Source organism: Rhodococcus sp. PD04 (assembly GCF_035918275.1).
Classification (GTDB): domain Bacteria; phylum Actinomycetota; class Actinomycetes; order Mycobacteriales; family Mycobacteriaceae; genus Rhodococcus; species Rhodococcus rhodochrous.
Map to the genome: position 1 here is coordinate 1,737,187 of NZ_CP142143.1, position 13,991 is coordinate 1,751,177.

Annotated in this window: 7 protein-coding genes; 2 read left to right on the plus strand and 5 right to left on the minus strand. The window is 68.7% G+C overall.

The features are described from left to right. Nucleotides 1–17 precede the first annotated feature (17 nt). The 3 genes from U9J23_RS08035 to U9J23_RS08045 form a co-directional block, all read right to left on the minus strand. Complete coding sequence (locus U9J23_RS08035) at nt 18–2,060, minus strand: elongation factor G-like protein EF-G2 (RefSeq protein ID WP_272268960.1); 2,043 nt, start codon at nt 2,058–2,060, stop codon at nt 18–20. 150 nt (nt 2,061–2,210) lie between these two features. Next, a complete protein-coding gene (locus U9J23_RS08040) occupies nt 2,211–3,974 on the minus strand; it encodes a sulfite reductase subunit alpha (protein WP_088898730.1) in 1,764 nt (587 codons plus the stop codon). Then, the gene (locus U9J23_RS08045) at nt 3,971–9,466 is read right to left on the minus strand and encodes a glutamate synthase-related protein (protein ID WP_272268959.1); all 5,496 of its coding nucleotides are present in this window, start codon (nt 9,464–9,466) and stop codon (nt 3,971–3,973) included. The genes U9J23_RS08040 and U9J23_RS08045 overlap by 4 nt, the downstream gene beginning before the upstream one ends. A gap of 327 nt (nt 9,467–9,793) precedes the next feature. Here U9J23_RS08045 and U9J23_RS08050 point away from each other — a divergent pair, with 327 nt between their 5' ends. Next, the gene (locus U9J23_RS08050; protein ID WP_272268958.1) at nt 9,794–11,218 is read left to right on the plus strand and encodes an aldehyde dehydrogenase family protein; all 1,425 of its coding nucleotides are present in this window, start codon (nt 9,794–9,796) and stop codon (nt 11,216–11,218) included. Between the two features lie 173 nt (nt 11,219–11,391). Here U9J23_RS08050 and U9J23_RS08055 read toward each other — a convergent pair whose 3' ends face one another. Together U9J23_RS08055 and U9J23_RS08060 are read right to left on the minus strand one after the other, a co-directional pair. Further along, nucleotides 11,392–12,189 (minus strand): SDR family NAD(P)-dependent oxidoreductase, encoded by a 798-nt coding sequence (locus U9J23_RS08055; RefSeq protein WP_059383653.1) that lies wholly within the window; start codon nt 12,187–12,189, stop codon nt 11,392–11,394. Between the two features lie 154 nt (nt 12,190–12,343). Further along, nucleotides 12,344–12,640, minus strand: a complete 297-nt coding sequence (locus U9J23_RS08060) for a chorismate mutase (protein ID WP_085469565.1) — start codon at nt 12,638–12,640, stop codon at nt 12,344–12,346. Between the two features lie 319 nt (nt 12,641–12,959). Here U9J23_RS08060 and U9J23_RS08065 point away from each other — a divergent pair, with 319 nt between their 5' ends. Then, a complete protein-coding gene (locus tag U9J23_RS08065) occupies nt 12,960–13,907 on the plus strand; it encodes a hypothetical protein (protein ID WP_272268957.1) in 948 nt (315 codons plus the stop codon). Nucleotides 13,908–13,991: the final 84 nt, after the last annotated feature.

Below are 13,991 nucleotides of genomic sequence, written 5' to 3' on the forward strand. Positions count from 1 at the left end.
CTGGTGCGGTGCAGCGATCAGTCCGACTCGCCGTACCGGGCAGCGAGGTTCTCGGGCATCGGTTCGTGCCGCAGATACTGGCGGGCGAAATCGGCGGTGCCCTGCGTGATCGCCCGCAGTTCCACCGGATAGCGGCCGAGTTCGAGTTCGGGAACCTCCGCGCGCAGCAGGGCGACACCCGGCTCGGGGGATTCGGTGCCGAGCACCCGCCCGCGTCGGGCCGACAGATCACCGAGGACCGCGCCGAGATACTCCTCGGGCACGATCACCCGTACGGCGGCGACCGGTTCGAGTACGCGAACGGTACTGTGCGATGCCGCATCCCGCAGGGCCAACCCGGCTGCCGCCTGGAAGGCCGCATCGGACGAGTCCACGGAGTGGGCCTTGCCGTCGACCAGTGTGACCTGCACGTCGACGAGCGGATATCCCGTCGTCACACCCTTCTCCGCCTGCGCGTACACGCCCTTCTCCACGGACGGGATGAACTGGCGCGGAACCGCACCGCCCACCACCTTCTCGGCGAAGACGACCCCGCTGCCCACCGGCAGTGGTTCGACCTCGACGTCGACGACCGCGTACTGGCCGTGGCCGCCGGATTGTTTGACGAGCCTGCCGTGGCCTTTCGCGGGGCCGGCGAAGGTCTCCTTCAGGGGCACCCGATGTTCGACCGTGTCGACCTGGACACCGTGCCGGGTGCGCAACCGTTCGAGGACCAGTTCGGCGTGCGCCTCGCCCGTGCACCACAGTACGAGTTGGTGCGTCTCGGGGTTCTGTTCGACGCGCAGCGCGGGATCCTCGGAGGCGAGGCGAGACAGGGCCTGCGACAGCTTGTCGTCGTCGGTGCGGGTGTGTGCCTCGATCGCGACGGGGAGCAGGGGAGTGGGGGTCGGCCACCGGTCGAGCGAGACCGGGTGGTCGGGGTCGTACAGGACGTCGCCGGGTTGCGCCGTCGCGAGCTTCCCGACGGAGGCGATGTCTCCCGCCACGGCCTCGCCGACCGGACGCTGTTGTTTGCCGAACGGGCTCGTCAGGGCGGGGATGCGTTCGCGGCTGTCGCGGTCGCCGTCGGCCAGCGCGACGATCGTGTCGGGGCGCAGCGTGCCGGAGTACACGCGCACCAGACTGATCCGGCCGACATAGGAGTCGCCGGCCACGCGCACGACCTGCGCGGCGAGCGGACCGTCCGGATCGCACGGTGGTGCCCCACGACCGCGGTGCGTCGGCGCCGGGAAACCGGTGGTGATCAACTCGAGGAGTTCGACGGCGCCGATCCCCGTCTCGTCGGCGGGGACGGCCGGGTGCAGGGTGCAGGCCAGGATCTCGCGGGTGAGCCCTTCCTGCAGGGAGGCCGTGTCGAGTTGCTCGCCGGCGATGAATCGCTCCATGAGCGTGTCGTCCTGGCCGGAGATGGCCTCCACGAGGCTCTCCCGCGCCTCGGTGGACACCGGGCACGGACCGGGTTCGCCGTAGCTGCGGCCCGTCAGCAGACCCATCGATCCGATCGGGCGGTCGCCGTCGTAGACGGGATAGAACATGGCCCGCAGGGTGTCCGGTCCCAATCCGAATGCGTCGTGGCAGTCGGTGAGCATGTCGTCGAAGCTGTGCCGGGCGACGTCGAGTTTGTTCACCACGATCGCGCGGGGGATCGCCTCGTCGTCGCATTCGCGCCAGAGCGCGCGGGTCGCGGCGCTGATGGGATCGGTGGCGGAGACGACGAAGATCGCCGCATCGGCAGCGTGCAGACCCGCGCGGACCTCGGCGTCGAAGTCGGGATGTCCCGGTGTGTCGATCAGGTTGATCTTGATGTCGTTCCATTCGAGGGGCACGACGGACAGCTGCACCGACCGGCGGTGGCGCTGCTCGATCTCCTCGTAGTCGGACACCGTGGTGCCCTCGGCCACGCGCCCGGCGCGCCCGACGGCGCCCGCTGCGACGGCGAGGGATTCGGTGAGGGTGGTTTTCCCGGAGCCGCTGCACCCCACCAGGGCAACGTTGCGGATCCGGTCGGGACTGTCGGCGGTCGGTGCCTGCCGGCTGCGTGCTGCGGAGCGATCGGGCATCGAGCTACTCCCTCGTGTGACCTGCAGCACAGTCTAAGGCATTCCGATGGTGCCTCCGGGGAGGTTCGCAGCACGCGCTCGAGGCTCGCAACGCCACCGGTGACCGATGGTGTTGCGAGCCTCGACGTGATGATGCGTACCCCGGCCTGCTCAGTACACGTCGCGCACGTACCGCTTCTCGCGCTTGAGGGTGGTGACGTACTCGGCGGCCTGCTCGTCGCTCATGCCGCCGTGCTCGGCGATGATCTCGTGCAGTGCACGGTCGACGTCCTTCGCCATCCGCGACGCGTCGCCGCAGATGTAGAAGTGTCCGCCCTCCTCGAGCCACGCGAACAGCTCCGCGCCGTGTTCCTTCATGCGGGTCTGCACGTAGATCTTCTCGGCCTGATCGCGGGAGAACGCCAGGTCCAGGCGCGTGAGCACACCCGAGTCGGCGAACTCGGTCAGCTCGTCCTCGTAGATGTAGTCGCAGCCGCGCTTCTGGTCGCCGAAGAACAGCCAGTTCTTCCCCGTCGCTCCCCGCGCCTTCCGCTCCTGCAGGAAGCCGCGGAAGGGCGCGATGCCGGTGCCCGGACCGACCATGATCATCGGTGCGGTGTCGTCGGCGGGGACGCGGAAGGCCTTGTTCTTCGACACGAAGATGCCGACCCTGCTCTCACCGACACGATCGGCGAGGAAGGTCGAGCACACCCCGCGACGCTCGCGGCCGTCGGTGCCGTAGCGCACCGCCGCGACCGTCAGGTGCACCGAACCGTCGCACGCGTTCGGGCTCGACGAGATCGAGTACGCCCGGTGCTGCAGCGGGCGCAGCAGCGCCAGGAACTGCTCGGCCGACAGCTCGGGCGCGGGATCGAGCAGGAGCACGTCGAGAATGTCGCGGCCCCACAGCCATTCGTCGAGTGCGGCCTTGTCGCCGTGCCGCAGCACGTAGGTGAGTTCCTCGTTGCCCGTGTGCTTCTCGATCTCCTCGAGGAGATCGACGGACGGAGCGGTGATCTCGTAGTTGTAGGTGAGCAGATGCTCGAGCGTGTCGTCGTGACCCTCGGGGACGGTCGCGCCGTCGAGACCGAGCCGACCGAGGATCGCGTGCACGAGTTCGGTGTCGTTGACGGGCACCACGTTCAGCGCGTCGCCCGCTTCGTATTCGAGACCGGAATCGGCGAGCGCGAACTCGTAGTGCCGGATCTCCTTGGCCGAGTCCGCCCCGGACAACAACACGTTCGACGTCAACACCGCCGGATAGGGATTCTTGCGGGTCCACTGCGACTTCGCCCGGGCCGGTGCCGCCGGTGCCGCGGGGGCGGGAGCGCCGTCGCCCACGATGCCCTCGACGGCCGCGACGAGCGGCAGCGTCTCCGCGATCCACGTCGCGGCGAGCTCCTCGAACTCGACGTCGCAGTCCACCCGCGGCACGATGCGCTGCGCACCGAGCTGCTCGAGCCGCATGTCGATGAGCTTGCCCGCCTGGCAGAACCCGTCGTAACCGGTGTCGCCGAGGGCGAGCACCGCGAAGTTCATGCCGTCGAGACGCGGGGCGCTCTCGGCCGACAGTGCCTCCCAGAACAGCTCGGCGTTGTCGGGCATCTCGCCCTCGCCGTAGGTGGACGTGACGATCAGGACCTGACCCAGACCGGCGAACCGGTCGAGGTCCATGTCGTCGAGAGCACACACGACGGGCGCGAAGCCCTGGGCACGCGCCGCGACCGCGGCGTCCTCGGCGACGGCTTCGGCATTGCCGGTCTGCGAGCCGTAGAGCACGTGCAGAGCGGGTGCCGAGCCGGCGGTCCCGGCATCGTCGGCGGGACCACCGGAGAACAGGCGGGTCTGCATCCCGGCGACGAAGCCGGAGAGCCACGACCGCTGATCGGCGGTGAACGGAGCGTCGAGGGGAATGAACGGGCCGGTGGTGGTCACGCGGAGACTCCCATCGTGGAGGTGAGGACGTTCGGGACGGCGTTGCGTGCGAACAGTTCCTCGTAACCGGGCAGGCGACCTGCGGCGTCGAGATTCTTGCGGCTCTGCAAGAGGATCCAGCCGTAGGTACCGGGCGCATCGACCGAGCGGACGTTGCGCAGGGCCAGGGCCTGCTTGTAGTCGTTGAGGCGCTTGTCGGCGACCAGCGCCGCGAGCTGCTCGTCGGTGTGGTCGGCGATCGCCGCGAGGGCGTAGCGCTCGAGCTTCGCGACGAGGAAGAAGTCCTCGGTGAGCAGCAGATTGCGTGCGGCCTTCTGCACCGCCGGATCCGACACGTCGGTGGCGCCGGGGACCTTCTGCAGCGCCATCTCCTGCGCGGCGGCGAGCACCGTGTAGTTGTTGAGCAGCGCGTACATGGCCTCGGTGTCGGTCGCGTCCGGGGTGACACCACCGGCGACGGGAACACCCGAGCGGTAGTTCTCCTTGAACTTGCGCACCTGGTGCGCGACCAGCGCGGTGGCGACCTCGGCGGCGAGGTCCTTGCGCGACGCTGCGGCGAGGATCTCGCCGAGGTCCTGGTACTGCAGCAGGGCGCGCGGCATGCCGTACGCGAACCGGTGCTGCTCGACCTGCCAGTTGTCGATCAGGAAGCGGGCCTTCACCGAGCCGGTGGCCTCGACGTGCAGGTGCAGCAGCTGCAGCACTGCAGCGTTGTGGATCGCGGCCTGCGGGTCGTCGCCGGTGATCGACCCGAGGACGATCGAGTCGGCGCTGGCCTTGCGGGGGAGCAGGCCCTCGGGGTCGTACTGGTAGACGAACCCGCCGGACATGCCGTTGCCGAAGCCCTTGCCGAACTCGCCGATGTTGAGCACCGCGCCGTTGGTCATGTACTCGCATGCGAACTCACCGACGCCCTCGACGACCGCGGTCGCACCGGAATTGCGCACCGCGAAACGGTCGCCGGCCTCGCCCTCGACGAACAGGCGACCACCCGTAGCGCCGAAGAGCGCGAAGTTGCCGATCAGGACGTTTCCGCCCCGCTCGTCGCTTCCGCCACCCGGGGAGCGCAGCACGATCTGCCCGCCGCACTGACCCTTGCCGACACCGTCGTTGGCGGTACCGGTGTGCTCGATGCGCATGCCGTCGTTGCAGAACGCCCCGAAGGACAGGCCCGCCGAACCGGAGGTGGTGATGGTGACGGTGCCGTCGCGCAGCCACCGGCGTCCGCGCTCGTCGTCGAGCACGGCCGGCAGGGCGCCGAGATCCTCGTGGTTGAGCAAGCGCTCGATGTCGATCGCCAGCTGCGCGCCGACGCTCTTGTTGTTGTTCGTCAGCTGCACGCCGTCGCCGAGCGAGACGGTGAGCTCCTTCGCATCGACGAGGGCCTCGCGCAGCCGGGCCACCCACGCCTCGTCGAGCGAGTAGTCCTTCTCCATGTAGACCGGATTGTCGATGTGCACCTCGGGCAGCACCGCGAGCATCGCCCGCAGGTCCAGTCGGCCCACGCTCGACGGGTGGTCGAGCAGGTGCAGCAGGTCGGCGCGGCCACGCGCGTCACGCAGCGACCGCAGACCCAGGCGGGCGAGCAGCTCTCGGGTCTCGTGCGCGACGTTGAGCAGGTACTGGGCCATCGCCCGCGGATCGCCGTTGAACACTTCGGGATTCGTGGTCAGACCTGCCGGGCACTTGACGTTGCAGTTCTTCGCCATGACGCAGCCGAGCATCATCAGCGCGGTGGTGCCGAACTCGAAGCTGTCGGCGCCGAGCAGCGCGGAGACGATGACGTCCGACGCCGTCTGGTGCGCACCGGAGCAGCGCAGCACGACCTTGTCGCGCAGACCGTTGGCCGTGAGGGCCTGGTGGACCTCGGCCACACCGATCTCCGCGGACCGACCCGCGTACTTCAGCGAGGTCACCGAGGCGGCACCCGTGCCGCCGGTGTTTCCGGCGACGTTGATGACGTCGGCGCCGGCCTTCGCGACACCCACGGCGATCGTGCCGATGCCCTCCGAGGAGACGAGCTTGACGATCACCCGCACCCGCGCCGCCTTGGCGTCGTGTATGAGCTGGGCGAGGTCCTCGATGGAGTAGGTGTCGTGGTGCGGCGGCGGCGAGACCAGCTCGACGCCGGGGGTCGCGCCGCGCGCCGCGGCGATCTCCACGGTGACTTTCTTGGCGGGCAGCTGACCACCCTCGCCGGGCTTCGCGCCCTGCGCGATCTTGATCTCGATCTCCTCGAGCATCGGATCGGCGAGGTAACCGGCCCACACACCGAAGCGGCCGGACGCGAACTGCTTGATGCGCGAGCCGCGGATGGTGCCGTAGCGGGAGATGTGCTCACCGCCCTCACCGCAGTTCGACATGCCGCCGACCATGTTGGTGCCGTGCGCGACGGCCTCGTGGGCGTTCGAGTTGAGCGCGCCGTGGCTCATCGCACCCGACGCGAGCGCCGGGGTGATCTCGTGCGCCGGCTGCACCCGGTCGAGTCGCACGCTCAGCGGGGCCTGGCGGACCTGCTCGAGATAGCGCGCGGCGTCACCGATCGCGTGCACGGTCAAGGTGTCGCCGTAGCAACGGTGCGAGACGATGCCGTCACCGAAGCGCGCGACGAGCGAGGCCGCGAGCGCATCGGGACGACGGTGGTCGTCTGCGAGCGGACCGGTCAGACGCAGGACGAATTCGCTCTCACCGACCCGCGCCGCGGAGATCCCGCGCACGAGCATCGAGTTGTTGCCGAACCGCGCGAAGCGGCCCATCTCCTTGGTGAAGTCCTCGGCGGTGACGGCGTAGGTGACGTCGGCGGGCAGGGCGAGCACGTCGCGCAGCGCCGCGGGACGCTGTGTGCGCTCGTCGGCCATCGTGCGGGCGAACGCGCGGTAACCCGGGGTGATCTCGAAGGCATCGATCTCGGCGGGTGTCAGGGCGCGGAAGCCGCCGTAGCGGTACGACGCGTCGTCGAGACCGTGCGCGTCGGAGAGCCGGTGCAGCGGCAGCAGACGCAGCGCGTCGGTCAGATCCGGCTCGGCCTCCTTCTCCACGGGCAGCGCGAACGGCTCCTCGGTCATGTCCACGAAGCCGCGCACGGCGGTCGTGCCGAACGAGTGACCGGCGCCCTCGGCGCGTTCCTTGAACAGACCCAGCAGCGGGACGTCCTTCTCCGTCTCGACGCTGAGGGCCCGGCGATGCCAGTCGGCGACGGCCTGCGCGAGGGTGGTGAAACCGACACCGCCGACCGGGGACTTCACGTTCGGGAACCAGCGCGCGAGCACCTCGTCGCTCGTGTCGAGATAGCTCGGCTCGAAGAATTCACCACCGATGTACGACTCGACGGTGCACAGGCCGACGCGTCCCATCGTCTTCATGAGGGACTTCTCCGCAGCCTTGCGGAACTTCAGGAACGCGGCATCGGCGTCGTCGCCGTACTTCTCCTCGGCGCGCATCTGCACCGTGAGCGGATACACCGCGGCGGCACCGAAACCGAGGGTCGCGGCGATGTGGTGCGACGAGAACAGTTGTCCGGACTCGACGATGACGGACACGCGCAGACGCAGCCCCTCGTCGATCAGGCGCTGGTTGACCGCGGCGACGGTGAGCACCATCGGTAGTCCGGCACGGTCGGTGGAGACGTGGCGGTCGGTGAGCACGGCGATGCCACCGGATTCGCGGGCGAAGTCGGCAACGGCCTCGGCCGTACCGTCGATCGCGGCGGCGAGTGCGGCCGCGTTCGCCTTGGCGTCGTCGAAGACGGGGGAGTACAGCATCTCGAAACGCTGCACCGGGGTGTCGGACTGCTCGCGGATACGCAGCATGTCGAGGTGCGTGAGGATCGGGGTGGGCACCACGATCTGGGTCGCGGACGACGCGGGAGCACCGCTACCGGGTCGGGCGCCGAGCGCGACGCGCAGGGTCATGCCGTCCGCCTCGCGGATCGAGTCCAGCGACGGGTTGGTGACCTGGGCGAAGCGCTGCGAGAAGTATTTGGCCACACCGCCTTCCTGATCCGACAGCGCATTGATCGCGTTGCCGTAACCCATCGCGGAGATGCGCTCCTGGCCCGACGCGAGCATCGGGTCGAGCATGAACCGGAAGGACTCCTGGTTGATGCTGTAGGACACGTAGCGCTGGTAGCGGCCGAGATCGCCGTTGTAGCGCAGCGGGGAACCGGCCTTCTCGGCGGGAACCTCCGGCAGGGCATCGAGTTCGCGACGGGCCTCGTCGACGAGCGATGCGTAATCCTGCTGGGCGGCAAGAAGTTCCAGTGCCTCGACGGTCCCGTAGGAGCGGCGCGTGCGGTGATCGAAGTACAGCATGCCACCGGCCTCGATGCGGCCGCGACGCAGGACGGTTTCGGGGGCGAAGTCGAACTGACCGGCTTCGGAGGTGACGGCGAGGTAGTCCTCGGTCTCCACGGTGCGCAGCGGGCGCAGACCGAGGCGGTCGAGGCGTGCGCCGACGACGGTGCCGTTGCCGAAGATCAGCGCGGCGGGACCGTCGTTCTTCTCCTCGTACAGCGAGAAGAACTCGAGCATCGCGCGGACCTGCGGCGGCAGTTCGGTGTCGTTCTCCCAGGCCGGCGGCATCATCTGCACGACGGCGGTGACGAGGTCGAGGTCGTTGTGGGCGATGCGCGAGGCCAGGGTCTGGTCGAAGCGGCAGCTGTCGGACTGTCCCGGCGGGCGGATGATGTCGCGGCCCATCGCGCGGGCGAGGGCGCCCTCGAACAGCCGGTTCTTGCGATCGGTGTTGAGCTCGCCGTTGTGCGCCATGAGGCGGAACGGCTGCGCCATCGTCGGATGCGGATCGGTGTTCGTCGAGAACCGCGTGTGGAAGAACAGGGTGTGTACCGCGTGCCGCGGGTCGGTGAGATCGCGGAAGTACGGGATGACCTCGTGGGAGTTCAAGCGGTTCTTGAGAACCTGCGTGCGCGCGCTGAGCGAGAGCGGGTACAGCCCGGCCAGTTCCGGCTCGGTGTAGGCGCGGGCCTCGACCTCGAGGAGCACGCCGTGCAGCAGCCGGTCGAACTCGTCGACGGAATCGCACGCGTCGGGCCGGGTGAAGATCCACTGGCGGATCGGCAACTGGTATTTCGGTGCGGTGGAACGCAACACGCTGTCGTCGACCGGGACGTCGCGCACCGCGAGCACGGTGACCCCGGCTCCGGCGAGTGCCGACGAGACGAGTTCCTCGGCGTCCGTATGTGCTGTGGGCTCGGTGGGGAGGAAGAAGTTTCCGACTCCGAAGTGCCCTTCCTGCAAGGGCATTCCGGTGATCTCGGAGAAGAATGCGACCGACAGGTCGACGTTGATGCCGGCTCCGTCGCCGACACCCTCGGCGGACATGCCGCCCCGGTGCGGCACGACGCACAGGGCCTCGTGGCCGCGGGTGAGCACCTCGTGAGTCTGCACGCCGTCCTTGCGGGTGATGAAACCGACACCACAACTGCTCTTGTCCAGCGTGCTGTCGTACAGGCCGGTGTCACTGGCGTGCGTCACGGACGTCCTCCTCGGTGCATCGAAGTCGTCGTCGACCGGCAGTGACGATGCGAAGAAGGGGGAACGCGTGGGAAGGCGCAGCTCCTGATGTGCATAGACGTGTGCCGGAGACGATATGTGTGAATGCAGACGTCTTTGTCCGAATGCGCCGTGCGTTGCGACGGTGGAGCGCGCGAGCAGCAAGGGCCAGTGTAGCGCACGTGTTAACTCCGGTGACGGCGGGATACATCACAACCCACCGGGCGTAAACGCTGTATTGCGGGAGGGTCTTCGCTACGCTCGCGCCCAACGGCGTCGACAGGCCGGACCACGAGCAGGGAGAGCGATATGACCGACATTCTCGACCGCACGAAGATCTACATCGACGGGCAGTGGGTGGACTCCGACGGCGCCGGCCGCATCGAGGTCGTGAACCCGACGACCGAAGAGGTCATCGCGGTGGTCGCCGAGGGTGTCGCCTCCGATGTCGATCGGGCCGTCGCCGCGGCGAAGGCCGCCTTCCCGGCCTGGTCCGCGCTCAGTGGTGCGTCACGCGCCGCCTACCTGGAGAAGGTCTCCTCGCTGGCGAACGAGCGTGCCGACGAGCTCACGAGCGTCGTCTCCCAGGACATGGGGATGCCCGCCCACTTCGCGCGTGCCATCCAGGTCGGGATGCCGCTGAAGAACATCGCCGCCTATGCGTCGCTGGCAGGAACGTACGACTTCGACGACCAGGAGATCGGCAACGCCCTGGTCGTACGCGAACCCATCGGTGTCGTCGGCGCGATCACCCCGTGGAACTACCCGCTGCACCAGGTGGTGCTCAAGGTGTTCGCCGCGCTTGCCGCCGGATGCACCGTGGTGCTCAAACCCACCGAGGTCGCGCCGCTGGTGACCTACGCGCTCGTCGACATCGTCGACGAGGCCGGCCTGCCGCCGGGCGTGTTCAACCTCGTCAGCGGCTACGGACCGGTCGTCGGCGAGGCCATCGCCGCACACCCCGACGTCGACATGGTGTCGTTCACCGGTTCGACGCGCGCCGGCAAGCGCGTCTCGGTCGTCGCCTCGGAGACGGTGAAGAAGGTCGCGCTCGAACTCGGTGGCAAGTCGGCCAACATCATCCTCGACGACGCCGACCTCACCGCCGCCGTCACCGAGGGTGTCGGCAAGTGCTTCCTCAACTCCGGCCAGACCTGCACCGCCCTGACCCGCATGCTCGTCCCCGCCGACCGTCTGCCGGAAGCCACCGCCATCGCCGAGCAGGTCGCGCGGGCCTACACCGTCGGGCTGCCCGACGATCCGTCGTCGAAGCTCGGTCCGCTCGTCAGCGGCACGCAGCAGGGGCGCGTGAAGGCGTACATCGACAAGGGTGTCGAGGAGGGCGCCGAACTGGTGCTCGACGGCCGCGAAACCGAGTTCACCACCGGCTACTTCGTCGGCCCCACCGTGTTCACGAACGTCGCACCGGAGATGACGATCGCCCGCGAGGAGATCTTCGGACCGGTGCTGTCGATCATCGGATACCAGGACGAGGACGACGCGGTGCGCATCGCCAACGACAGCGAGTACGGCCTGTCCGGCGGGGTCTGGTCGGCCGACCCGGCGCGAGCGGAGGCCGTGGCCCGCCGTATGCGCACCGGTCAGGTCTACATCAACGGCGGCGCCTTCAACACCGACGCACCCTTCGGCGGTTACAAGCAGTCGGGTATCGGACGCGAGGCCGGCGTCTTCGGGCTCGAGGAGTTCCTGGAGATCAAGACGATCCTGCGCTGACGGCGGTGCCGTCCAATTCTGCGCTGACGGCGGTGCCGTCCAATTCTGCGCTGACGGCGGTGCCGTCCAATTCTGCGCTGACGGCGGTGCCGTCCAATTCTGCGCTGACGGATGAGTGCGCGGCACCGGTCGGAGTCTTTCCGGCCGGTGCCGTGTCGTTTCGTCGGACCCGGTCAGTAGTAGACCGCGCCGGGCACGCCACCGCCCACGGCGATCGCGTCGCCGGTGATGCCGATGCTGCGCGGGCTCGCGAGGAACGCGACGACGTCGGCGACCTCGCTCGCGTCGATGAGGCGGTTCACGGAGTTCTTCGCGATCTGCTGTTCCAGTTCGGCTACCGGCGTGCCGGTCTCGGCCGACTCCTCGGCCAGTCGCGCCGCCAGCCGTTCGGTGCGGGTGCGGCCGGGGTGGACCACGGTGACGTTGATGCCGTGCGGGCCGAGTTCGTCGGCTAGGTTCTTCGTCACGGCTGCGACGCTGACGTTCCGGACCGTCTGGGCGATGGAGTTCGCGCTGCGCGCGCCGAGCCCGCTGATGTTGATGATCCGGCCCCAGCCCTGCTCGATCAGGTAGGGGGCGACGGCGCGTGCGGTGCGCAGACAGCCGAGGACCTTGATCTCGACCTCGTTGCGCACGATGTCGTCGGTGGTCGCGGCGAAATCCGTCGGCTTGTTGGCACTCCAGGGAGTGGCGGCGGAGTTGACGAGGATGTCGACCCCACCGAGTTCGGCGACGGCCCGCGCGACGAGTGCGTCGACCGAGGCCTGGTCGCCGGTGTCGGTGGGCACGGGAACGATTCGGCGCCCGGTCTCCTCCGAGAGGATTTTCGCCGCGGTGTCGAGATCGGCTGCGGTACGGGCTGCGATCACCACGTCGGCGCCCTCGGTGGCCAGTGCCCGCGCGATGGCGTAGCCGATGCCGCGGCTACCGCCGGTGACGATGGCCCTCTTCGCGGTAAGTCCGAGATCCATGCTGCTCCTGTCTGCTCTTCGGGATGTCCCGACGGTATGCCGACAGGGGAGCCGGCGGCCACGTTTGCAACCGGCGTGATGCGAATCGGTGGACGGCTCCGGGTACGGCGACGGCCCCCGCACCGTGTGGTGCGGGGGCCGTCGGTGGTAGGTCTCAGGCCTTGCGGGTGCGGCCGAGGCGCAGCAGCGTCATCGCGAGCGTGCTGCCGTCGGTGCCGAGTTCGGCGAAGCGTCCCAGGACGGCCATTTCCTCGGCCTGTGCTTCGCGGCTCGCGTCGGTGCCCTTCGCGGATGCTCCGGCGCGCTGAACGAGCTCCGAACGCCGCTTGATCACCGCGAGCAGCTGAGCGTCGAGCTCCTTGATCTGCTCGAACAGCTCCCCGAGCTCTGCCTCGGCCGACGAAGCTTCGCCGACGGACGCGATGCCAGGCGAATCAAGCTGGACAGTCATGCAGACTCCTCCGGTCTCGTCTGAATCGTCACAGATTGTGTCGTGCTCACGCCTACAGGTGTTACCGACACGTAGGGAAAAATTCTCGCGAGACTCTCCCATGCGCGTCCTGTCCCTTCAGAAACGGCCGTGACCTGGTTCAACACTCTGATGACCGAGGGGTATGTTAATTGTCACACCGACCGGTGCCAACTCGTGGGCCCGTCGGTGACATCGCGCCCGAAGGGTCCGCATCGGGTCCGCCGCTCGAGGTAGCGTTCCGGCCGACCGGCAGGGCCGAGGACGTCGGGGCTCCTCGGTACACCGGGAGGGGAGACCGATGCGACGACCTGTTGTCCCGTGGGGTGGGCGCGGCACGGAGGCTGCGACTTCCGATACCGAACCGACGCCCGGCACCGATGCGACGTACGACACCGAACCGCCGAGCGAATGGCAGCACGGCACGCGCAATCTGCACGTGTACGCAGCGGCCGGCGCGGCGGTGCTCGTGGCGATCTTCGCCGCGGCACGCGGAGCAGGCGCGTGGGGCACCGATTCGGTGGGCGCCGACCGCTTCTATTCGATCCTGGCGGTGCTGATGCTGCTGACGGCGGCCTTCGGCGCCACCTTCTGGTGGCCTGCCGGATCCGGGGGTCGGCGACCGTCGCCGTCGCCTCCGAGCCGCACACCGCGGGTCCGGTACGTCGAGACGGCCGGTCGCGGCGGTACCGAGATCGGGGGCCGCCGTCCCGTCTTCGGTCTGCTGCTCGCGATGGTCCTGTGCGGGACGTTCCTCTCGCTCGGTGCTGCCGTGGAGATCGTGGTCGGGAACGAGGGGCTACCCCTCGTGGCGCTGGTGCTGGCGCTCGTCGCCGCGGTGTGCCTGACCTTCCTCGTGGAGGTGGCACTCGGGCGCATCCGGGCCGGTTCGCTGGTTCTCGGGCCGGACGGGATCAGGCTGCGCGGCTGGTTCGTGGAGTCCTATCTGCCGTGGGTCTCGGTGCGGGGCCTCCGTGCGGTCGACCGGGGGTTCCCGGAGATCTGGATCGAGGGGCACGGGTCGGCGGCGTGGGCGCGTCGGCGCACGAGTCGGGTGTTCCCGTTCGGGCGCCTGCCGTCCGAGCCCCGGATCGAGGTGGACTCACGGCATCTGGCCGTCGATCCGGTGCAGTTGTACCGCTTCCTCGAGTTCTATGTGGAACACCCTCGGCACCGCCGTGAACTGGGAACACCGGCGGCTGCGGAGCGTCTCGCGGAGGGGCCACCGTTCGACGCCGGCGACGAGTGAAAACAACGTAGTACGTATTGTAGAATGGCGTTTCCGTTCACGTTTCTGCAACGTGTGTCCGGACCGACGCAATTGCGGCACTCG